This window comes from Burkholderia theae, from assembly GCF_048565265.1.
Taxonomy (GTDB): Bacteria; Pseudomonadota; Gammaproteobacteria; order Burkholderiales; family Burkholderiaceae; genus Burkholderia; species Burkholderia theae.
This window is the reverse complement of sequence record NZ_CP183462.1, coordinates 1,692,077-1,713,891: the sequence shown is the minus strand read 5'-3', so window position 1 is coordinate 1,713,891 and position 21,815 is coordinate 1,692,077. Positions and strand designations below refer to the sequence as shown.

Genomic DNA, 21,815 nt, shown 5'->3' with positions numbered 1-21,815 from the left:
TTGCAATGAGCGACGATTCGCATCAATCCGACCCGCACCGCCGCGCGCGCCTTCGCTGGCGCGCGCGGCGGGGTCTGCTGGAAAACGACATCATCTTCGAGCGTTTCTTCAGCAGATACGAGCATGACCTCACCGATGCAGACGTAGGCGCGTTGTCGCGCCTGCTCGATCTGAGCGACAACGACCTGATGGACTTGCTCCTCGCGCGCAAGGAACCAGAAGGCGACCTAGACAGCCCGGATATTCACCGGCTGTTGGAGATGCTGCGCAACGTGTAACGCGTTACGCCCGTTATCGAATCCCGTTTCTTTATTTCGATTGAGGATGTGCCATGACTCCGTCTGATGTTAAAGCCACGCTATCGTTCAGCGACAACTCGCCGAGCGTCGAACTGCCGATTTACAAGGGCACGATGGGCCCGGACGTAATCGACATCCGCAAGCTGTACGGCCAGACCGGCAAGTTCACGTACGACCCGGGCTTCATGTCGACGGCAGCCTGTAATTCGGCGATCACGTACATCGACGGCGACAAGGGCGAACTGCTGTACCGCGGCTACCCGATCGACAACCTCGCGCAAAATGCGGACTTCCTCGAAAGCTGCTACCTGCTGCTGAAGGGCGAGCTGCCGAACGCGGCGCAGAAGAAGGAATTCGTCGACACCGTCACGAAGCACACGATGGTGCACGAGCAGATGCACTTCTTCTTCCGTGGCTTCCGCCGCGACGCGCACCCGATGGCGATCCTGGTCGCCGCGGTTGGCGCGCTGTCCGCGTTCTACCACGACTCGCTCGACATCAACGACCCGCGTCACCGCGAAGTGTCGGCGATCCGCATGATCGCGAAGCTGCCGACGCTCGTCGCGATGGCGTACAAGTACAGCATCGGCCAGCCGTTCGTGTATCCGAAGAACTCGCTGTCGTACAGCGCGAACTTCATGCACATGATGTTCTCGAACCCGTGCGAAGAGTACAAGGTCAACGACGTGCTCGTCCGCGCACTCGACCGTATCCTGATCCTGCACGCCGACCACGAGCAGAACGCATCGACGTCGACGGTCCGCCTGGCCGGTTCGTCGGGCGCGAACCCGTTCGCATGTATCGCGGCCGGTATCGCCTGTCTGTGGGGCCCGGCGCACGGTGGTGCGAACGAAGCCGCGCTGAACATGCTCGAGCAGATCGGCTCGCCGGACAACATCCCCGAATTCATCAAGCAGGTGAAGGACAAGAATTCGGGCGTGAAGCTGATGGGCTTCGGTCACCGCGTGTACAAGAACTACGACCCGCGCGCGAAGCTGATGCGCGAGACGTGCTACGAAGTGCTGAACGAACTGGGCCTGCACGACGACCCGCTGTTCAAGCTCGCGATGCAGCTCGAGAAGATCGCGCTGGAAGACGAGTACTTCGTGTCGCGCAAGCTGTACCCGAACGTCGACTTCTACTCGGGCATCGTCCAGCGCGCGCTGGGCATCCCGACGTCGATGTTCACGTGTATCTTCGCGATGGCACGTACGGTCGGCTGGATCGCACAGTGGAACGAAATGATTGCCGATCCGGAACAGAAGATCGGCCGTCCGCGCCAGCTGTTCATCGGCGATTCGCCGCGCGAAGCGAAGCCGATCAGCGCACGTTAAGTCGTGCGCGGCGCGAACGGCCCGCGGGCCGCTCGCGTCGGGCGAAACGCAACGCCACGACACCCCGACGGGTCATTCCGTCGGGGTGTTTTCATTTGCGCGCCGGATCGGTGCGGCGCTCCAGCGACGGCGGCCGCGTCTCGAGCGCCGGTGCGTCGTCGCCGGGCGGGTGGCCGTGCTGCAGGAAGAACCGGCGGTATGCGCCGGGTGTGATTCCGCGTGCGGCGAGGAACTGGCGGTTGAAGTTCGCGGGATTCGGAATGCCGCAGCGCGCGGCCACGATCGCGATCGGCCAGTCGGTGCCGACGAGATGACGGCACGCGTGCGCAAGCCGTAGCCGCTGCACGTAGCGGCCGACGCTTTCGCCGAGATGCCGGACGAACAGGCGCTGCAACGTGCGCTCGGACATATGCGCGGCGGCGGCGAGCGCGTCGATGCGCAGCGGTTCATGGAAGTGCCGGTCGATCGCGTCGAGCACGCGATCGAGGCGCTCGGCTTCGGGCGCGGCCGCATCGGCGGATGGTGACGTTCCGTCGCGCCGGTCGTAGGCATGGGCGGTGGCGAGCGGTTCGCCGCCGGCTTCCGCGAGGTCGGCGAGCGTGTCGAGCGCGGCCGCGAGCCGTATGCGCGGAGCAGGATCGAGCAAGCGCGGCAGCCGTGCGCGCATCGCGCGGGCCGTGTCGGTATCGAAGCGCAGGCCCGGCGCCGCACGTCGCAGCAGCGAGCGCAGCGGCGCGTATTCGGGACAGCAGTCGGCGAGCCGCCGCACCCAGTCGCCATCGAACCAGACGACGAGCGCGACTTCGGGCGCATCGCGGTCGATGCGCGCGTTCGACGACCAGGTATGCGGCAGGTTGGGCGGCACGAGCACCAGATCGTCGTCCGCGTAGCGCGCGACGTGATCGCCGATGAAGCGCTGGCCACGGCTGTTGAGCGTCAGCGTCAGTTCGTATTCGGGATGGCGGTGCCATTCGAACGGGATGCGCGCGAGCTGGCGGTGATACACGCGGATCGAACAGCCGGGCGCGAACGTCACGTGCTCGTACTGCGGTTTCATCGCGGCCTCCGGGTGAGGGCAGGCACCGCGCCGTGGCATGATCGTGAGCGATCGTCACGACGGAGCGATGCCATGTTTTCACATGTTTGCGTGGGCGTCAGCGACACCGCGCGCGCCTACGATTTCTACGCGCCGCTGTTCGCGGAACTCGGGCTGCGCCTGAAGTTCCGCGAGCCGGACGGCTGGTCGGGCTGGATGCCGGCCGATGCCGACCGGCCGCTGTTCTTTTTCGGCCGGCCGCTCGACGGTCGCGCGCCCGAACCGGGCAATGGCCACACGATCGCGTTCGACGCGCCGACCCGCGCGCACGTCGATCGCTGCCACGCGCTCGCGCTGCGCCACGGCGGCACCTGCGAAGGGCCGCCGGGTCCACGGCTGCACTATCACCGCGACTACTACGGCGCCTATTTTCGCGACCCGGACGGCAACAAGCTCTGCGTGGTCTGTCATCGTCCCGAGTAACGCATGGTTGTCAGGATTGTATCGATAGTTGACCGGATAGTAGTGATAGTGGCCGTGCGCTCGCCGTACGCTGACAGCACATCACGACACGCTTCAGCGAGGAGACCACGATGCAACTGACGATTGACGATCTGCCCGCCGCGATCCGCGCGGCGAAACGCGTGCTGCGCGCCGACCTGCCCGGTTACGCGGCGACGTTCCGCGAGCTGGAGGGCGACATCGCGCGACAGGTCGACGCGATCCGCCGCGCGCATGCGCATGGCCATGACGTGATTCCGGTGGTGCCGTTCGCGGATATCGCGGGCGGGACCGTCGATCCGGACGCGATTGCCGCGATCCGCACGCACGGCGCGGTCGTGATTCGCGGCGTATTCGATGCGCAGCAGGCGCGCGACTGGAACGACGAGATCGGCGCGTACCTGGAGTCCAACCGGTTCGCCGACCGGTTGAATGCGCGCGCCGAGGACCGCTATTTCGGCAATCTCGCGTCGGGCAAGCCGCAGATCTACGGCGTCTACTGGTCGAAGCCGCAGGTGGCCGCGCGCCAGTCGCAGGCGCTTACGCAGGCGCGCGTGTTCCTGAACCGCCTGTGGCGGCATGCGGACGGCGCGCACACGCACTTCGATCCCGACCAGGTGCCCGCTTATGCGGACCGGATTCGCCGCCGGCCGCCGGGCTCGACGTCGCTCGGGCTGTCGCCGCATGTCGACGGCGGCTCCGTCGAGCGCTGGCTCGGCGCGAACTTCCGCCAGGTCTACCGTCACGTGCTGGCCGGTCGCTGGCGCGACTACGACCCGTTCGATGCCGCGTTTCGCCCCGACGTCGAGGAGATTCCGTCGCCGGCCGTGTGTTCGATGTTCCGCACGTTCCAGGGCTGGACCGCGCTGACGCCGCAGGGGCCCGGCGACGGGACGCTGCAGCTGATTCCGGTGGCGAATGCGATGGCCTATGTCGTGCTGCGCGCGCTGCAGGACGATGTGGCCGACGACGACCTGTGCGGCGCGCGTCCCGGCCGCGCGCTGTCGATCCGGCCCGAGTGGCACGCGCTGCTGCTCGATGCGCTGGTGCCGATCCCGCACATGGCGCCGGGCGACGCGGTGTTCTGGCACGGCGACGTCGTGCATGCGGTCGAGGATGCGCATCGCGGCAGCGGCGACAGCAACGTGATGTACATCGCGGCCGCGCCCGGCTGCGCGAAGAACGATGCGTACCTGCAGCGCCAGCAGGCCGCGTTTCTGCGTGGCGAGAGCCCGCCCGATTTCCCGGCCGATCATTTCGAGGTCGAATTCGACGGACGCGGCGGGGAGGGCGATCTCACGGCGCTCGGCCGCGCGCAGATGGGGTTCGGGCCCGGCGCGTAACGGGCGCGCCGCGCGCGAAAGCGGCCGTTCGCGATGCAGCGGTTCGCCGTCTGCCGAATCCGCTGCCTGCCGCATGCAATTCGACGCAATCGGCTGTCGGCGCAGCCGAAATCGACGCGAATTGCGCAATTTGGCTTCCGATAATGGTCCGGACACAACGCAGCTGCCCCGTGCCCCGCACGGGTGTGGCGATGACCATGGAGGAGTCGATGCAATTTACGCAAGCGATCGTTCGCCGTCCCGCGCCGTCCTGTGCCGCGGGCCTGACCACTGCCGAACTCGGCGCACCCGACTATGACAAGACGCTCACGCAGTTCCACGCGTATTGCGACGCGCTGCGCACGCTCGGCGTCGCGCTGACCGAGCTGCCGTCGCTGGAGGCGTTCCCCGATTCGCACTTCGTCGAGGACGTCGCCGTCGTGACGCCTGAATTCGCGGTGATCACGCGCCCCGGCGCGCCCGCGCGGCGCGGCGAGACGGTGCATATCGAAGCGGCGCTCGCCGCGCATCGCGACCTGCTGCCGATGCAGGAAGGCCGTCTCGACGGCGGCGACGTGATGCTGGTCGGCAAGCGCTTCTACATCGGCCTGACCGGGCGCACCGACGCCGAAGGCATCGCCGCGTTCGAATCGCTCGTGTCGCGCTACGGCTATTCGGTCGTCGCGGTGCCGGTGGGCGCCGGCCTGCACCTGAAATCGGTCGTCAACGCGCTCGGCGACGACACGCTGCTCGTGACCGAAGCGCTGGCCGCGCATCCGGCATTCGCCGACTATCGCCGGATCGCGATCTCGGCTGCCGACGAATACGCGGGCAACACGCTGCGCGTGAACGGCACGCTGATCACGCCGGCCGGCTATCCGCGCGTGCACGATGCGATCGCGTCGCTCGGGCTGCCGCTGCACGTGATCGACACGAGCGAGTTCCGCAAGATGGACGGCGGCCTGACCTGCCTGTCGCTGCGGTTCTAGCCGATTGGCGCGCGGCCGCTTCGGCCGGATAATGTGGCCCCCGCGCGGAAAAGGAGGCGTTCCGCGCACCAGCCACGACCCGACCGGAGCGAACGCGGATGACCGACAAGAAGATGCAGCTCGACAAGATCGATCTCCGGATCCTCGACATTCTGCGCACCGACGGACGGATTTCATACCGGAAGCTGTCGGAGCTCGTGAACCTCACGCCGCGGCCATGTCAGGCGCGCGTGGAGCGACTCGAGGCGCTGGGCGTGATCGAAGGCTACCGGGCGGTGATCAAGGCGCCGCGCGCGACCAAGCCGGTCGTCGTGATCGCGCAGATCGTGCTGGCCGACCACGGTCGTTCGCAGGCGCCGTTCGAGGACGAGATGCGGGCGAATCCGGCCGTGCTCGATTGCTGGCTCGTCAGCGGCACGTTCGATTTTCTCGTGCGGCTCGCGTGCGAGGATCTCGACGAGTACCGGCGGATCGCGAACGTCTGGCTGGAAAGCCCGCGGTTCCGGATCGAGAAGATCGTGACGACGGCTGAACTGCAGGCGATCAAGCGCAGCGTCGTTTGACGCGGCCGGGAAGGCCCGGCTTCCATGCGAATGACCGAATCAATCGATTTGTATTCCGAATCAAATCGATCGAACCGAAATCCAATCAAGGTGAAAACTATGGATGCTTTGCAAGCGGCAGCGGAGACGGCCGCACCGTCCGGGACGACGCTCAAGCGCCGTCTGCAGGGCCGCCACATCGCGATGATCGCGATCGGCGGCTCGATCGGCACGGGGCTGTTCGTCGCGTCGGGCGCGTCGGTCGCGCAGGCGGGGCCGGGCGGTGCGATCGCTGCGTATATCGCGATCGGGATCATGGTCTATTTCGTCGTCACGGGCCTCGGCGAGATGGCGGCGCTGATGCCGGTGTCGGGCTCGTTCGCGATCTACGGCGAGAAATACGTGGACGAAGGCTTCGGCGTCGCGCTCGGCTGGACCTACTGGTACAGCTGGGCCGTGACGATCGCGATCGAGTTGGTGGCCGCGCAGATCGTGATGCGCTACTGGTTTCCAGCCGTGCCGGGCGTATGGTGGGGTGCGGCCTTTCTCGTGCTGATCTTCCTGCTGAATACGCTGTCGGTGCGTGGCTTCGGTGAATCGGAATACTGGTTCTCGCTGATCAAGGTCGTCACCGTGATCGCGTTCATCGCGGCCGGGCTGCTGATCGCGGCCGGCGTGCTTGGCACCGGGCATCCGGTCGGCTGGCATAACTTCACGACCGGCGACGCGCCGTTCGTCGGCGGCGTGCACGCGATGATGAGTGTTGCGCTGATCGCGGGATTCTCGTTTCTCGGCACCGAGCTGGTCGGGATCACGGCCGGCGAATCGGAGAATCCGCGCAAGACGATCCCGCGCGCGGTGAAGCAGATCTTCTGGCGGATCATGCTGTTCTACGTGCTCGCGATTTTCGTGATCGGCCTGCTCGTGCCGTACACGGACCCGAACCTGCTGAAGAGCGACGTGACCGACATCGGCGTGAGCCCGTTCACGCTGGTGTTCAGTCACGCGGGCTTCGGGCTTGCCGCCGGCGCGATGAATCTCGTGATCCTGACGGCCGTGCTGTCGGCCGGCAATTCCGGCACGTACGCGGCGACGCGGATGCTGTACAACCTCGCTTCGGAAGGGCGCGCGCCGGCGATGTTCGCGACGCTGTCGCCGGGCGGCGTGCCGCGCAACGCGCTGTACGCGACGATGGCCGTCGGCGGGCTGTGCTTCCTCACGTCGCTGACCAACAACCAGAGCATCTATCTGTGGCTGCTGAATACGGTCGGCATCACGGGTTTCATCGCGTGGCTCGGCATCGCGGTCTGCCATTACCGGTTCCGCAAGGGGTTCCTGAAGCAGGGCTACCGGCTCGATCAGCTGCCGTATCGCGCGAAGTGGTTCCCGTTCGGGCCGCTGTTCGCGATCGCGATCTGCATCGTGATCTCGCTCGGGCAGGATTACCAGGCGTTCTTCGCGGCGCGCATCGACTGGATGGAAGTGCTGTCGATCTATGTGTGGATTCCGCTGTTCGTCGCGATCTGGTGGGCGTATCGCCGTGCGCGCAAGAGCCGGCTCGTGCGCTACGAGGAGATGGAGATCGGGCCGTGGCTGACGCGCTCGGTCGAGGCGATCGATGCGGCGGCGGAGCCGCGCGAGCGATCGAGCGGCGGCTGAGTGTGCCGCCGCGTTCAGGCCAGACAGTCGACCCGCGCGCGCACCTTCTGCGGCACGTGCGTGGTTGCGTGAACGGAAACGGTGCCGCCGCGCGCGACGACGCACGTGTGTCGGCAGCCGTTACTTGTCCAGCTCAGGATAGTGCCGGAAGATCCCCATGTCGTTGAACGGGATGCGGCGCTCCGACTCGAGATAGCGCGCGACGGGCGGATGCTGCGCGACGCGGTCGTGCAGCGCGACGAGTGCCGCGACCTTCCGCTCCGCACGCTTCATCGCCTTCGGAAACGCGTAGCGCAGGCCCTCGACGAGCTGGAACATCGACAGGTCCACGTAGCTGAGCGCGCTGCCGGCGATGTAGCCGCCCTTGTGCGGATTCTGTTCGAGCACGCGATCGAAGTAGCCGAGGAATTTCGGCAGCCGGTTCTCGAGGAAATCGGCCGCGCGCTCGGCGGCTTCCGCTTGCTGGTCCTCGTAGTACAGGCAGCTTGCGATCGGATGATGCGTGTCGTGGATCTCGGTGACGAAATCGGCGACGGTCAGCTGGAGCTGGTGCACCCACAGCCGGCCGGCTTCGTCGTCGGGCGCGAGCCCGAGCCGCGTACCGAGAAACAGCAGGATGTTCGCGGTCTGCCCGACGACCAGGTCGTCGGCCTTCAGGAACGGCGGCGCGAGCGGTAGGCATTCCGCCTTCGTGCTGTCCATCATGCGCATCATCGCCGACACGCCCATCCCGCGCCCCGATTCGCGCGCGACGTCGACATAGTCGGCTTCGGCCGCCTCGAGCGCGAGCCGCACGTATTCGCCGCGGCCCTGGATCTCGGGCCAGTAATAGAGTTCATATCGCATGCTGTGCTCCTGTCCGCTGAACCGGCTGCTGGCGGTTTCGTGAAGACCGGGCGGCCGTGCGCCGCCCGTTGCGAATAGACAGTCTAGAAGATCACGGGAAAAGCGCTGCGCGCGTTACGCGTGACGCTTCACTCGCCGCGTTCGCCGCCTTCGGGGCCGTAGAAGAATACCCACGTCGAGAAGTCGTCGGAGAAGCCGACGAAGCGATGCTCCGCGTGCGCGGCGACGAACAGCGCATCGCCCGCCGTGACGCTGCATTCGCGACCGTCGACGACGAAGCGCGACGTGCCGGTGGCGATCACGTAAACCTCGTCGCGCGTATGCGGCTTCTGTTTGTCCTCGACGCGCGGCCGGTACAGTTCGACGTCGAGCGTACCGTGGCGAAACAGTGTCATGAACAGCGTGCCTTCGTAGTCGAGGCGCGCAAGCGATTCGTTCAGGCCGAGCTTCATCGTGGTGGGCTCCGGATCCGATCGTGGGGACGTGCGTTGCATCATCGTATCGCGAAATTGGGCGATCACGGTTCAGCGCGCGACGATGCAAGCGAATCACGTCGCTCGCCACCGATGAAACATCGGCAAGCCTGCTTGCCACACATGAAACAAAATCGTCCATCGGTGAAACGGCGTCACGATGCGCCTGCATTCGATCGACAGGTTCACCGCAATTTAATAAACGCCCACTACGATCCAGCCTCGTCGATCGACAGCGTGCTGCGATCCGATCCGCGCGTCGATCCTGTCGCCCGTCTTCCAACCGCGCGACGTGCCCGATTGTCATTTCCCGTGAACCCGCGATTTGCATCGCCGCGACTCGTCGCCGGCGCTGTTCGCATCGTTTCGTATTTCTTATGAATCTGAATCCGTCGGCCTCTTCACGCAGAAAATTTCTTGCCGCCGCACCGGCCGTTGCTGCGGCACCGCTGCTGAGCGCATGCGGCGGCGACGACGTTACGTCGGCGCCCATCACCGATTCGGCGCTTGCTGCCCAGATGTCCGCAAAACTGAACGCGCAGCTCGGCGATGCGGCGACGGTCAACGCGATCGTGCCCGCGCTGACCGACGTCGGCTTCACGTGGGACCTGCCGACGGCCCCGGCCGCGCAGGTCGGCGCGATCGTTGCGTACAGCTTCGGCAATCGTCCGAACGCGGCGAGCGGCAACACGTCGAGCAACGGCGGCAACCAGGCCGCGCTGCCCGATCCGGGGCCGGTCAACGAAGCGCTCGCGGATGCCGTGTACCGCATCCGCCAGTTGAAGCCCGTCAAGGTCTACGCGCAGTGGGAAATCGCGCGCTTTCTCGTGTCGAAATACGGGATGGGCACCGACGTGTTGTCGTCGATCGAGCCGGTGATCGCGAGCGACGGTTCGATCGTGTACCTGAGCACGGCAGGCGTCGCGGCGGTGGCCGTATCGCGCGCGGGCGGCGCGGCCGCGATGGGCACCGTCGCGGTGGTCGGCCATCGCGACCATGCGAAGCGCTGCATCCAGACCTCGCAGCAGGCGGGCATGAAGGCGGCAGCCGTTGCCGAGGTGCCGCTCCCGACGACGTACGACCCGCAATCGGGCCAGCCGTGGACGCGCAATCGCAGCCTGTACCTCGTGCACGACATGTATGCGCAGATGCTCGGCCGCGCGATGGCCGCGACGATGCAGGCGTTCCCGAAGGGCTGACGCCTTCCGTTTATCACTCGAATCTCATGACCATGACGACCCGCCGCCATTTCCTGGCTTCCACTTCCGTGTTCGCCGCGTCGTGCGCCACCAGCGCGCCGAGTTTCGCGAGCGACGCACCGGTTTCCGATGCCGAACTGCAACGCCAGATGCTCGGCAAGCTGACGACCGAGCTGAACGACCAGGCAACGGCTGCCGACGAGACCGGCTACCTGTTCGACACCTTCTTCTCGTGGACGCCGCCGACCGTCGATTCGAGCCGCATCCGCACGATCATTGCGTACGGCTTCGGCAGTCGCGCGCCGGCAACCGGCACCGTGCCCGTACCGGGGCCGGTGAACGAAGCGATCGCCGATGCGGTGTTCCGGCTTCGCCAGACGATTGCGATGCCGGTTTTCGCGCAGCAGGAGGTCGCGACGGTGCTTGCGTCGAAGTACGGGCTGACCGCCGGCGTGACATCGATCGCGACGCCTGCCGCGGTTGCCGGCAGCCCGATCCCGACGCCCGACGGTGTCGCCGCCGCGATCGTCAAGCAGGCTGGCTCGGCCGCGGCGCTCGGCACGGTCGGGATCGTCACGCACGCGGATCAGGTGTCGATCGCCGTGCGCGTGTCGAATGCGGCGGGGATGCAGGCGGCGGTGCCGGTAGGGCTGGCGCTGCCGTCGCTCTACGACACATCCGCGCAGCAGCCGGCGATGCGCCGCCGCGATCTGTACCTGATGAGCAATGTCGGCATGCAGCTCGCGATGCTGCGGCTCGATTTGATCAACCGCGAATATCCGAACGGCTGAGCCGCGGGGCTTCGGCCCGGCGCGCGCGATCCGGGCGACGCGATCCGCGATCGCGGTTCACCGGATCCCGCGCGCCCCGTTTGCCGGGTAATGCCGATACAGGTATTGGCACTACCAGCCAAACCACTGTTTTTAATGGGTTTTTTCGCATCCGGCCTGCGCCGCGATGCGTTCTGCGTGGCATAATCGACCGCATCCGTAAGGCTTGTAGTCACAACGACCCCGCATACCCATGGCACAGACTCTCTACGACAAACTGTGGAATACCCACGTGGTCCACACCGAGGATGACGGCACGACTTTGCTGTACATCGACCGTCAGCTGCTGCATGAAGTCACGAGCCCGCAGGCGTTCGAAGGGCTGAAGATCGCGCAGCGTCCGGTATGGCGCATCAGCGCGAACCTGGCCGTGTCGGACCACAACGTGCCGACCACGGACCGCAGCCACGGCATCGCCGATCCCGTCTCGAAGCTGCAGGTCGACACGCTCGACTCGAACTGCGATGCGTTCGGCATCACGCAGTTCAAGATGAACGACGTGCGCCAGGGCATCGTCCACATCATCGGGCCGGAGCAGGGCGCGACGCTGCCGGGCATGACGATCGTGTGCGGCGATTCGCATACGTCGACGCACGGCGCGTTCGGCGCGCTCGCGCACGGCATCGGCACGTCGGAAGTCGAGCACGTGCTCGCGACGCAAACGCTGCTGCAGAAGAAGAGCAAGAACATGCTCGTGAAGGTCGAGGGCGCACTGCCGCGCGGCTGTACCGCGAAGGACATCGTGCTCGCGATCATCGGCAAGATCGGCACGGCAGGCGGCACGGGCTACGCGATCGAATTCGGCGGCTCGACGATCCGCGCGCTGACGATGGAAGGCCGCATGACGGTCTGCAACATGGCGATCGAGGCCGGCGCGCGCGCGGGCATGGTCGCCGTCGACGACACGACGATCGATTACCTGAAGGGCCGTCCGTTCGTGCCGACCGGCGCGGAATGGGATCAGGCCGTCGAGTACTGGCGCCAGTTCAAGTCCGACGAAGGCGCGCAGTTCGACCGCGTGGTCGAGCTGAACGCGGCCGAGATCGTCCCGCAGGTCACGTGGGGCACGTCGCCGGAAATGGTCACGTCGATCGACGGTCGCGTGCCCGATCCCGAGCGCGAGAAGGATCCGGTCAAGCGCGACGCGATGGAGCGCGCGCTGGCCTACATGGCGCTCGAGCCGAACACGCCGATGGAAGCGATCAAGGTCGACAAGATCTTCATCGGCTCGTGCACGAACGCGCGGATCGAGGATATCCGCGCGGCCGCGTATGTCGTGAAGAAGCTGAACCGTCGCATCGCGTCGAACGTGCGTCTCGCGATGGTCGTGCCGGGCTCGGGCCTCGTGAAGGCGCAGGCCGAGCGCGAGGGGCTCGACAAGGTGTTCACGGACGCCGGTTTCGAATGGCGCGAGCCGGGCTGCTCGATGTGCCTCGCGATGAACGCCGACCGGCTCGAGCCGGGCGAGCGCTGCGCGTCGACGTCGAACCGCAACTTCGAGGGCCGGCAGGGCGCGGGCGGTCGCACGCACCTCGTGAGCCCCGCGATGGCCGCCGCCGCGGCGATCGAAGGTCACTTCGTCGACATTCGCAAGCTGGGGTAACACGTGACGGCATCCAAGGTCATCACGCGGCTGGTCGCCGCGCTGGCGCTGGCGGGGCTGGGTTTCGGCCTCGCCGGCTGCAATACCGTCCAGGGCTTCGGGCAGGACGTCAACGCCGCCGGCAACGCGCTGAAGCGCGCCGCGGAGTGACGATTCCCGCCGAGAATTTGTCGATGTGCGCCGGCTGAACGCCGGCCCTTCAACCGGATAGACGGATCATGGAAAAATTCAATGTGCATACCGGCGTCGTGGCGCCGCTCGATCGCGAGAACGTCGACACCGACGCGATCATCCCGAAGCAGTTCCTGAAGTCGATCAAGCGCACGGGCTTCGGTCCGAACGCGTTCGACGAATGGCGCTACCTCGATCACGGCGAGCCGGGCCAGGACAACTCGAAGCGTCCGCTGAATCCCGACTTCGTGCTGAACCAGCCGCGCTACCAGGGCGCGTCGGTGCTGGTCGCGCGCAAGAACTTCGGCTGCGGCAGCTCGCGCGAGCACGCACCGTGGGCGCTGCAGCAGTACGGCTTCCGCGCGATCATCGCGCCGAGCTTCGCGGACATCTTCTTCAACAACTGCTACAAGAACGGTCTGCTGCCGATCGTGCTGACCGAGCAGCAGGTCGATCACCTGTTCAACGACACGTACGCGTTCAACGGTTATCAGCTGACGATCGACCTCGACGCGCAGGTCGTGCGCACGGGCGACGGCCGCGAGTATCCGTTCGAGATCGCCGCGTTCCGCAAGTACTGCCTGCTGAACGGCTTCGACGACATCGGCCTCACGCTGCGCCACGCGGACAAGATCCGCCAGTTCGAAGCCGAGCGGCTCGTGAAGCAGCCGTGGCTCAACACCAAGCTGGTCGGCTGATATCGCCTTCGAGGCGGGCGCGCTGTCGGCGCGCTCGCCGGCCTGCCTCCATAACCTACCCAGTCAGGAATAACGCATGAAGATTGCAGTGCTGCCCGGCGACGGCATCGGTCCGGAAATCGTCAATGAAGCCGTGAAGGTGTTGAACGCACTCGACGAGACGTTCGAGCTCGAGCAGGCGCCGGTCGGCGGCGCGGGCTACGAGGCGAGCGGTCATCCGCTGCCCGACGCGACGCTGAAGCTCGCGAAGGAAGCCGACGCGATCCTGTTCGGCGCGGTCGGCGACTGGAAGTACGACTCGCTCGAGCGCGCGCTGCGCCCCGAGCAGGCGATCCTCGGGCTGCGCAAGCATCTCGAGCTGTTCGCGAACTTCCGTCCGGCGATCTGCTATCCGCAGCTCGTCGATGCGTCGCCGCTCAAGCCCGAGCTCGTCGCGGGCCTCGACATCCTGATCGTGCGCGAACTGAATGGCGACATCTACTTCGGCCAGCCGCGCGGCGTGCGCGCCGCACCGGACGGCCCGTTCGCCGGCGAGCGCGAAGGCTTTGACACGATGCGCTACTCGGAACCGGAAGTGCGCCGCATCGCGCACGTCGCGTTCCAGGCGGCACGTAAGCGCGCGAAGAAGCTGCTGTCGGTCGACAAGTCGAACGTGCTCGAAACGTCGCAGTTCTGGCGCGACATCATGATCGACGTGTCGAAGGAATACGCGGACGTCGAGCTGTCGCACATGTATGTCGACAACGCGGCGATGCAGCTCGCGAAGGCACCGAAGCAGTTCGACGTGATCGTGACGGGCAACATGTTCGGCGACATCCTGTCGGATGAAGCGTCGATGCTGACGGGCTCGATCGGCATGCTGCCGTCGGCGTCGCTCGACAAGAACAACAAGGGCCTGTACGAACCGTCGCACGGTTCGGCGCCGGACATCGCGGGCAAGGGCATCGCGAACCCGCTCGCGACGATCCTGTCGGCCGCGATGCTGCTGCGCTACTCGCTGAATCGCGCGGAGCAGGCCGATCGCATCGAGCGCGCGGTGAAAACGGTGCTCGAACAGGGTTACCGGACGGGCGATATCGCGACGCCGGGCGGCAAGCTGGTCGGCACGACCGAAATGGGCGATGCGGTGATCGCGGCGCTGTAAGCGGCGCGGCAACCACGCAGGCAATCATGTAGAAAGGGCGCGAACGGGCCGCAAAATCGGCCGGTTTGCGCGCGGTTGGCCGTTGTGCGGCCAACGGGCTTTGTGTAGACTCGAACGATGGCGCATATTTCCCTGATCTCCCCGGTCTTGAAACTCCACGGCAACATTGCCCGTGCGGGTGCGCGCGCCATCGTCATCACGAAAACCATTACCACGAAAACGATCATTAAACGCTGATCGTCCGTCGTGCCCGCCTTTTTCCCCGCGCGGTCACAGCGGGGACGGAAATGGCGGGGAAGCTCCATCAAAGGGTTAGTCATGAACGTAGGTCTCGTAGGTTGGCGCGGCATGGTCGGCAGCGTCCTGATGCAGCGCATGCAGGAAGAGGGCGATTTCGACCTGATCGAACCGGTGTTTTTCAGCACCAGCAACACGGGCGGCAAAGCGCCGTCGTTCGCGAAAAACGAGACTACGCTCAAGGACGCGACCAACGTCGACGAGCTGAAGAAGTGCGACGTGATCATCACGTGCCAGGGCGGCGACTACACGAACGACGTGTTCCCGAAGCTGCGCGCGGCCGGCTGGAACGGCTACTGGATCGATGCGGCATCGTCGCTGCGGATGAAGGACGACGCGGTCATCATCCTCGACCCGGTCAACCTCGACGTGATCAAGGACGCGCTGGTCAAGGGCACGAAGAACTTCGTCGGCGGCAACTGCACGGTCAGCCTGATGCTGATGGCGCTGGGCGGCCTGTTCCGCGAGAATCTCGTCGACTGGATGACGGCGATGACCTACCAGGCCGCATCGGGCGCGGGCGCGCAGAACATGCGCGAGCTGCTGTCGCAGATGGGCACGCTGAACGGCGCGGTGCAGGAACAGCTCGCCGATCCGGCTTCCGCGATTCTCGACATCGACCGCCGCGTGCTGGCTGCGATGAACAGCGATGCGATGCCGACCAGCCACTTCGGCGTGCCGCTCGCCGGCTCGCTGATCCCGTGGATCGACAAGGATCTCGGCAACGGGATGTCGAAGGAAGAGTGGAAGGGCGGCGCGGAAACCAACAAGATCCTCGGCAAGCCGGCCATGGGCGAGCCGGGCTCGATCCCGGTCGACGGCCTGTGCGTGCGGATCGGCGCAATGCGCTGCCACTCGCAGGCGCTGACGATCAAGCTGAAGAAGGACGTGCCGCTCGACGAGATCAACGGCATCCTCGCCTCGGCGAACGACTGGGTGAAGGTCGTGCCGAACGAGCGCGAAGCATCGATGCGCGACCTGTCGCCGGCGAAGATCACCGGCACGCTGACGGTGCCGGTCGGCCGCCTGCGCAAGCTCGCGATGGGCGGCGAATACCTGTCGGCGTTCACGGTCGGCGACCAGCTGCTGTGGGGCGCGGCCGAGCCGCTGCGCCGCATGCTGCGCATCCTGCTCGACAAGTAAGCCCGCTTGCCGGTCCGGCCCGCGGGCCGGGCTGCACCCGATGACGCGCCGCGTCGGCCTTGACGATGTCAAGGCTGGCGCGGCGCGTTTTTCATGCGCGGATCAGCGCAGGTTCAGCAGCGTCTGGTCGACCGTCTGCTGGGTCTTGATCGTCTGCGCATTCGCCTGGTAATTGCGTTGCGCGGTGATCAGGTTCACGAGCTCGGTCGTCAGGTTGACGTTCGAGTTTTCCAGCGCGCTTCCCTGCAGCGTGCCGTGGTTCGTGCTGCCCGGCGCGGAGATCTGCGGCACGCCCGACGCGGCGGATTCGGTGTACTGGTTGCCGCCGATGTTCACGAGCCCGTTCGGGTTGTTGAAGTTCGCGAGCGCGATCAGGCCGAGCAGCGCGCTCTGGCCGTTCGAGTAGTTGCCGGTCAGCTTGCCGTCGGGGCCGATCGAGAACGTCGTCAGCGTGCCGCTCGCGAAACCGTCCTGCGCGAGATTGGTCACGCCGTTCTTCCCGCCGTACTGCGTCGTGCCGCTCAGGTCGAGCGTCAGGTTCTGCGGGTTCGCGCCGCCCGTCGTGTTGGGGACCGAGAACGCGAACTGGCCGAGGCTCGGCGTCGGCTGGCCGGTGGCGGCCGAGGTTGTCGAGCTGATCCGGCCCGACGTGTCGAACGTGACCGTGCCGAGATTCGTCGGCGTCTGGCCCTGCACGCCCGCGTACGCCTGCCAGGTGCCGGCCGCGCCCTTCGTGAAATACATCGTGACCTGCTGCGAGCCACCGAGCGTGTCGTAGACCTGGATCGACGAGTTGTAGTTGTACGTCGTGTTGTCGGTCGCGTTGAACGGCGTCTTGGCCGGCACCTTGTCCTGCGAGTTCAGGTTGAACTGACCGGTGATCTTGGTCGTCGCCTGCGGCGCGATGTTGTTGGTCGGCGCCTGCAGCGGCACGGTCGCCGCGGTGTTGATCGCGCCGCCCGTGCCTGCCGCATAGCCCATCAGGTTGCGGTTTTGCGAGTCGACGATGGCGCCGTTCTTGTCGCGGTGGAACGTGCCGTCACGCGAGTACGTCGTCACGCCGTTGTTCGACATCTGGAAGAAACCGTTGCCGTTGATCGCGATATCCAGCGACGAGTGGGTCGTATTGATCGTCCCCTGGCCGAACTGCTGCTGCACCGACGCGAGCTGCGTGCCGATGCCGATCTGCGTGTTGACCGACGTCGCGACCGAATTCGCATACATGTCGGAGAAGTTCGCGCGGCCCTGCTTGAAGCCGGTCGTGTTTGCGTTCGCGATGTTGTTGCCGATCACGTCGAGATTGCTCGACGCGCCGGCCAACCCGCTCAAACCCTGCTGATAGCCCATGTTCGATCCCCGTAACGAGCTGGTGAGTGAATGCAGTCGTGCGACTGCGCGATGACCCCCTGGCACCTCACGGCGTCAGCCCGGCCCGCGCTCCCGCCTTTCCGGCATGTGCGAACGCGATGGTCGAATTGCGCCGATTCTTGTTTGAAGTCGATCGTAGCGACCGCAATTATTTGATCTGTGTAATTTTGTGTAATGTAATTGAATTGCCGGTGAAACGATTGCTTTTGTACGACCAATGGGGAGGGCGGTATGAGCTGTAAGCCTTATGGGGCGGGGCTTTCAGGGCTGAAATGTTCAATTCGACGATAAGAGAGGGGAATTGCCTTCTTATCGTTCAATTGAAATTTATTGGAATGGGATTGGCCGGGCGGTGGGATTTGTTTTGATTGTCGGCTGTTAATCCATTAACGGCAGGCGGTGCGAATTATTGAGCGCGCGCGCCTGATTCCGCGACCGCGGTTCCGCGTCGGGCGCCTGGGTGTGCGAGCCTTCGGTGCGCGCCCGAAAGCCGCATGATTCGTTCGGGATGCGAGGGCTTTTGTTCATCGGGGAGCGTTCTTTTGACCACGCTGGCGCGCCGGCTGCAGCGTGCGGACCGGGGCGGCGGCGCGGCCGGTTGCACCTGCCGGCGACGAATTCGGCCCGAACCCGATCGCGTGAAGTAAACTACGCGGTTACGACGCACAGACCCGCCTAAAGCGTCGCGTTCCGCGCGACGCTTTTGCATTTCTGCGGCAACTTTATTGACGCTTCCAACCGCGAATCCGAGCCGCGCCCGCGCGCGGCGATAGAGCCAACGATGTCCCGAATTTCCTTGTTTCCGCGTCAGTCCCGTCTGTCGCGCGCCGTGCGTGGCGCGCTGGCGATCCTGGCGCTCGGCGCAGCCGCGTCGGCCTGGGCGGCCGGCACCGGCGAACTGCCGGCTTCCACTGCCGGCGCCGCGCCGCTTACCGTGACGGTCCAGCCGGGCCAGTCGCTGAACGATCTCGCGAAAGCGGCCACGCAATCGCACGATCCCGGCGTGCTCGCGCGCGCCGGTCGCGCGCTGTTCGACGCCAATCCGCAGGCGTTCATGAAGCACGACGCGAGTCGCCTGAAAGTCGGTGCGACGCTGACCGTGCCCGCGCTCGACGCGACAGGCGCGGCACTTGCGCCGGCCGGTGCCTCTGGTGCATCCGGTGTGGTGGCAGCCTCGGCGCCCGCCGCCGCATCGGGCGGGGCGGCGGTCGCGCAGCATGGCGCGTCCGCGCCGCATCCGGTGTCGGCCGTGCAATCCGCGCCGGTGGCGCCGGCCGTGCATGCGGCTCCGGTGAGTGGTGCGAGCGTCGCGACGGCTGCGGGGGCGTCGGCTTCGGTCGGCGCGTCGGCTGTCGACAACATGCAGCCGGCGGCGCCCGCGGCCGGTGCAAGCGGCCCGCACGTGTGGAGCGGCGCGATCCAGTCGGCGCCGTCGTCCGCGAGCGAGGTTGCGGGCCAGCCTGCGCCGGGCATCCAGGGTTCCGGCGCGAACGAACCGGCCGGCGCGGCGCCCGTCGCGGGGGCGTCGCAGCCGCGACCGTCGAGTCTGCAGCAATTGCTGGCGCTGAAGAACCGCGTATTGATGGAGTTGCAGAAGCACGGCATCGGCAAGCCGGCCGGGCCGAACGACGTCGCGCCGTCGACTGCGGCGGCTCCTGCCGCGCCGCGTGCGGCCGCGAACGATGCGGGTGCGTCGGCTGCCGCGTCGACGGCAGGCGAAGCCGCGTCCGGCGTAGCCGCCAGCGCGGTGCAACCGGCATCGGCGCCCGCGCAACCGGCCGCACCCGTGGCGGCGCCTGCGCGCCGTACCGAACAGATGGACTGGCGTCCGGCCGCAGTGGCCGGCGCGGCCGTGATCGTCCTCGCGGCCGGCTTCATGTGGCGCAAGCGCCGCAAGGGCCGGCGCACGGACGATACGGGTACGGCGGCTGCCGCAGCGGGCGGTGCCGCGGCTGCGGAAGCTGACGTTGCACCGGCCGTCGAACGCGAACTGCCGATTCAGCCCGAAATGCCGGTTTCCCGCGATGCGGCTGCCGACCTGCACCTTGCCGCGGCGACTGCCGCAGCGGCGGAGACGATCGAGCCGCACGCTGCGGATGCCGCGACGGTGCCGGAAGCGACGAAGCCGCATGACGAGCAGCTCGAGTTGCCGTCCGCCCACGTCGAAGACTTGCCCGTGAGCGAGGCGGCCACGCCGCCGGCACCGCACGACACGGAACCGGCGGAAGAGGCCGCCGCCGACCAGCCGGCCGAGACGCCGGCCGCGCCTTTGGCGCCCGAAGTGCAGCACGCGGCGCTGATGCAGAACGCGATCAGCGCGCTCAACAGCCTCGACATGCCGCTGCCGCCGCGCGCACCTGACGAGCTGTCGCCGGCGTCACCGGCATCGGACGAGCCGGTTGTGCGGGCAGAGCCGTCCAACACCGAACAAATCGCAACTAACGGTCAATTCGCGCCGCACCTGCCGATTGGCTCGGGTGATCCGACCCCGGAACATCCGGCCGACCAGGATGACGAGTTCGATTGGGACCCGGACGCGGCTACGCCCGCCAGCCACGCAGGCAGCCCGTCCGCGACGTTGCCGCCGCTCGGCGGCGCGCAGTTCGGTGCGCTGAAGCTCGATTTCGATCTCGACCTGCCGTCCACGCCGGGCGCCGCGCTGCCCGCGCTGACGCCGGGCGAACTCGCACGCATCGCGCGCAACAAGCTCGATCTCGCGTCCGAGTACGTCGAACTGGGCGACCTGTCCGGCGCGCGGACGCTGCTGCAGGAAGTGGTCGACGCGAACGACGCCGCGACGCGCGACGACGCGCGCGCGCTGCTCGCGAAACTGGCGGACGAGGCGTGATGCGGATCGCACTGGGTATCCAGTACGACGGCGCGGCGTTCTGCGGCTGGCAGGCGCAGCCGCACGGCAAGACCGTGCAGAACGCACTCGAACACGCGCTGGCCGAGTTCGCGCGGGTGCCGTTGCACACGACGGTGGCAGGGCGGACCGACACCGGCGTGCACGGGCTCGGGCAGGTCGTGCATTTCGACACGGAACTCGATCGCGACGATTTCTCGTGGGTGCGCGGCACCAACGCGTTCCTGCCGTCGACCGTGTCGGTGCAATGGGCGAAGCCGATGCCGGAGGCCTTCAACGCGCGTTTCTCGGCGTTCGAGCGCACCTATTACTACGTGCTGTACGTGCACCCCGTGCGTTCGCCGATGCTGGCCGGCCGTGCGGGCTGGATCCATACGCCGCTCGACGACGACGCGATGCGTGCCGCCGCCGCGCACCTGATCGGCGAGCACGACTTCTCGTCGTTCCGGTCGTCGGAATGCCAGTCGAAGACGCCGGTCAAACACCTGTATCAAATCGACGTGCGGCGCGCGGGCCATTTCATCCATTTCCGCTTCCGCGCCAACGCGTTCCTGCACCACATGGTGCGCAACCTGATGGGCTGCCTCGTCGCGGTCGGGCGCGGCCGCTATCCGGCCGACTGGGTCGCCGACGTGCTGGCCGGGCGCGACCGCGGCCTCGCGGCGCCCACGTTCATGGCCGACGGGCTGTACCTCGCCCACGTCGGCTACCCGGCGGAATTCGCCGTCCCGCCCGCGCAGCTCGGCAGCGTGCCGTGGAGCAGCGTCTGGGCCGATCTGGACCTTCAATCATGACGGATCACGCGGTTTCTCCTTCGACTTCCGCCGCGGCCGGCCTGCCGTCGCGCACGCGCATCAAGCTGTGCGGGCTGTCGCGCCCCGAGGACGTGCTGCACGCGGCGGCGCTCGGCGCCGATGCGATCGGCCTCGTGTTCTATCCGAAGAGCCCGCGCGCTGTGACGATCGCACAGGCGGCCGAACTCGCGCGCCTGGCGCCGCCGTTCGTGTCGGTGGTCGGGCTGTTCGTGAATGCGACTGAAGCGGAGATCGAGGCCGTCGTGCGCGACGTGCCGCTCACGCTGCTGCAGTTCCATGGCGACGAGACGCCCGAGCAGTGCGATGCGCTCGGCCGCGCGGCCCGCCTGCCGTGGCTGCGCGCGGTGCGCGTCGGCCCCTCGACGAAGCCGTCCGATTTGGTAGAATCGGACCTTCATTATTCGAAAGCGCGCGGCCTCCTGTTCGACACCCTGGTGCCGGACTACGGTGGTAGCGGCAAGGTCTTCGATTGGTCTCTTATTCCCGCAGAGCTCGCGCGTCGGGCCGTTTTGAGTGGTGGCTTGAACGCGCAAAACGTCGGTGATGCGATCCGCCAGCTGCGCCCGTTTGCTGTCGATGTCTCGAGTGGCATCGAAGTGGAGGGCGCGAAGGGCGTGAAGGATCACGCCCGAATGGCGGCGTTCGTACGCGCGGTGCGCGAAGCGGACGCCGGGTGATGC

Annotated in this window: 21 protein-coding genes; 17 read left to right on the top strand and 4 right to left on the bottom strand. The window is 66.6% G+C overall.

Annotation, left to right across the window (positions count from 1 at the left end; genetic code table 11):
• The first annotated feature begins 5 nt into the window (after positions 1 to 5).
• Both ACN22W_RS25200 and gltA read left to right on the top strand, forming a co-directional pair.
• Positions 6 to 278: a succinate dehydrogenase assembly factor 2 gene (locus tag ACN22W_RS25200; RefSeq protein WP_011355742.1), complete on the top strand. Its 273-nt coding sequence runs from the start codon at positions 6 to 8 to the stop codon at positions 276 to 278.
• Positions 279 to 331: 53 nt separating this feature from the next.
• Entirely contained in the window at positions 332 to 1,633 is a 1,302-nt protein-coding gene (gene gltA / locus ACN22W_RS25195) for a citrate synthase (RefSeq protein ID WP_048250513.1), read from the top strand.
• Between the two features lie 91 nt (positions 1,634 to 1,724).
• Here the strand turns inward: gltA and ACN22W_RS25190 are convergent, their stop codons facing one another.
• Positions 1,725 to 2,690 (bottom strand): helix-turn-helix domain-containing protein, encoded by a 966-nt coding sequence (locus ACN22W_RS25190; protein ID WP_419689817.1) that lies wholly within the window; start codon positions 2,688 to 2,690, stop codon positions 1,725 to 1,727.
• Positions 2,691 to 2,762: 72 nt separating this feature from the next.
• Between ACN22W_RS25190 and ACN22W_RS25185 the strand changes: the two genes are divergently transcribed.
• From ACN22W_RS25185 to ACN22W_RS25165, 5 genes are all read left to right on the top strand, one after another.
• Complete coding sequence (locus tag ACN22W_RS25185) at positions 2,763 to 3,152, top strand: VOC family protein (protein WP_419689816.1); 390 nt, start codon at positions 2,763 to 2,765, stop codon at positions 3,150 to 3,152.
• A gap of 110 nt (positions 3,153 to 3,262) precedes the next feature.
• Positions 3,263 to 4,513: a DUF1479 domain-containing protein gene (locus ACN22W_RS25180; RefSeq protein ID WP_419689815.1), complete on the top strand. Its 1,251-nt coding sequence runs from the start codon at positions 3,263 to 3,265 to the stop codon at positions 4,511 to 4,513.
• Between the two features lie 209 nt (positions 4,514 to 4,722).
• Entirely contained in the window at positions 4,723 to 5,481 is a 759-nt protein-coding gene (locus tag ACN22W_RS25175) for a dimethylarginine dimethylaminohydrolase family protein (protein ID WP_419689814.1), read from the top strand.
• A gap of 98 nt (positions 5,482 to 5,579) precedes the next feature.
• Complete coding sequence (locus tag ACN22W_RS25170; protein ID WP_048250506.1) at positions 5,580 to 6,044, top strand: Lrp/AsnC family transcriptional regulator; 465 nt, start codon at positions 5,580 to 5,582, stop codon at positions 6,042 to 6,044.
• A gap of 99 nt (positions 6,045 to 6,143) precedes the next feature.
• Positions 6,144 to 7,682: an amino acid permease gene (locus ACN22W_RS25165; RefSeq protein WP_419689813.1), complete on the top strand. Its 1,539-nt coding sequence runs from the start codon at positions 6,144 to 6,146 to the stop codon at positions 7,680 to 7,682.
• Positions 7,683 to 7,802: 120 nt separating this feature from the next.
• Here the strand turns inward: ACN22W_RS25165 and ACN22W_RS25160 are convergent, their stop codons facing one another.
• Together ACN22W_RS25160 and ACN22W_RS25155 are read right to left on the bottom strand one after the other, a co-directional pair.
• Complete coding sequence (locus ACN22W_RS25160) at positions 7,803 to 8,528, bottom strand: glutathione S-transferase (protein ID WP_419689812.1); 726 nt, start codon at positions 8,526 to 8,528, stop codon at positions 7,803 to 7,805.
• 128 nt (positions 8,529 to 8,656) lie between these two features.
• Complete coding sequence (locus tag ACN22W_RS25155; RefSeq protein ID WP_419689811.1) at positions 8,657 to 8,980, bottom strand: cupin domain-containing protein; 324 nt, start codon at positions 8,978 to 8,980, stop codon at positions 8,657 to 8,659.
• A gap of 398 nt (positions 8,981 to 9,378) precedes the next feature.
• Here ACN22W_RS25155 and ACN22W_RS25150 point away from each other — a divergent pair, with 398 nt between their 5' ends.
• The 7 genes from ACN22W_RS25150 to asd all read left to right on the top strand — a co-directional run bounded on the left by ACN22W_RS25150 (position 9,379) and on the right by asd (position 16,086).
• Positions 9,379 to 10,200, top strand: a complete 822-nt coding sequence (locus ACN22W_RS25150) for a hypothetical protein (RefSeq protein WP_419689810.1) — start codon at positions 9,379 to 9,381, stop codon at positions 10,198 to 10,200.
• 32 nt (positions 10,201 to 10,232) lie between these two features.
• Complete coding sequence (locus ACN22W_RS25145; protein ID WP_419689828.1) at positions 10,233 to 10,991, top strand: Tat pathway signal protein; 759 nt, start codon at positions 10,233 to 10,235, stop codon at positions 10,989 to 10,991.
• Between the two features lie 232 nt (positions 10,992 to 11,223).
• A complete protein-coding gene (leuC, locus tag ACN22W_RS25140) occupies positions 11,224 to 12,633 on the top strand; it encodes a 3-isopropylmalate dehydratase large subunit (protein ID WP_419689809.1) in 1,410 nt (469 codons plus the stop codon).
• A gap of 3 nt (positions 12,634 to 12,636) precedes the next feature.
• Positions 12,637 to 12,783: an entericidin A/B family lipoprotein gene (locus tag ACN22W_RS25135; RefSeq protein WP_027791137.1), complete on the top strand. Its 147-nt coding sequence runs from the start codon at positions 12,637 to 12,639 to the stop codon at positions 12,781 to 12,783.
• Positions 12,784 to 12,851: 68 nt separating this feature from the next.
• The gene (gene leuD / locus ACN22W_RS25130; RefSeq protein ID WP_048250494.1) at positions 12,852 to 13,502 is read left to right on the top strand and encodes a 3-isopropylmalate dehydratase small subunit; all 651 of its coding nucleotides are present in this window, start codon (positions 12,852 to 12,854) and stop codon (positions 13,500 to 13,502) included.
• 76 nt (positions 13,503 to 13,578) lie between these two features.
• Positions 13,579 to 14,646, top strand: a complete 1,068-nt coding sequence (gene leuB, locus ACN22W_RS25125; protein ID WP_048250492.1) for a 3-isopropylmalate dehydrogenase — start codon at positions 13,579 to 13,581, stop codon at positions 14,644 to 14,646.
• A 318-nt stretch (positions 14,647 to 14,964) separates the two neighbouring features.
• Positions 14,965 to 16,086, top strand: coding sequence for an aspartate-semialdehyde dehydrogenase (asd, locus tag ACN22W_RS25120; RefSeq protein ID WP_034185812.1), 1,122 nt, complete (start codon positions 14,965 to 14,967; stop codon positions 16,084 to 16,086).
• A gap of 102 nt (positions 16,087 to 16,188) precedes the next feature.
• Here asd and flgE read toward each other — a convergent pair whose 3' ends face one another.
• Positions 16,189 to 17,433, bottom strand: a complete 1,245-nt coding sequence (gene flgE / locus ACN22W_RS25115) for a flagellar hook protein FlgE (RefSeq protein ID WP_419689808.1) — start codon at positions 17,431 to 17,433, stop codon at positions 16,189 to 16,191.
• Positions 17,434 to 18,235: 802 nt separating this feature from the next.
• Here flgE and ACN22W_RS25110 point away from each other — a divergent pair.
• Genes ACN22W_RS25110 through ACN22W_RS25100 form a run of 3 tightly spaced genes read left to right on the top strand, consistent with a single transcriptional unit; the run spans position 18,236 to position 21,812 of the window.
• Entirely contained in the window at positions 18,236 to 20,302 is a 2,067-nt protein-coding gene (locus ACN22W_RS25110; protein WP_419689807.1) for a FimV/HubP family polar landmark protein, read from the top strand.
• Positions 20,302 to 21,114 (top strand): tRNA pseudouridine(38-40) synthase TruA, encoded by an 813-nt coding sequence (gene truA, locus ACN22W_RS25105; protein ID WP_419689806.1) that lies wholly within the window; start codon positions 20,302 to 20,304, stop codon positions 21,112 to 21,114. The genes ACN22W_RS25110 and truA overlap by 1 nt, the downstream gene beginning before the upstream one ends.
• The gene (locus ACN22W_RS25100) at positions 21,111 to 21,812 is read left to right on the top strand and encodes a phosphoribosylanthranilate isomerase (protein WP_419689805.1); all 702 of its coding nucleotides are present in this window, start codon (positions 21,111 to 21,113) and stop codon (positions 21,810 to 21,812) included. The genes truA and ACN22W_RS25100 overlap by 4 nt, the downstream gene beginning before the upstream one ends.
• Positions 21,813 to 21,815 lie beyond the last annotated feature (3 nt).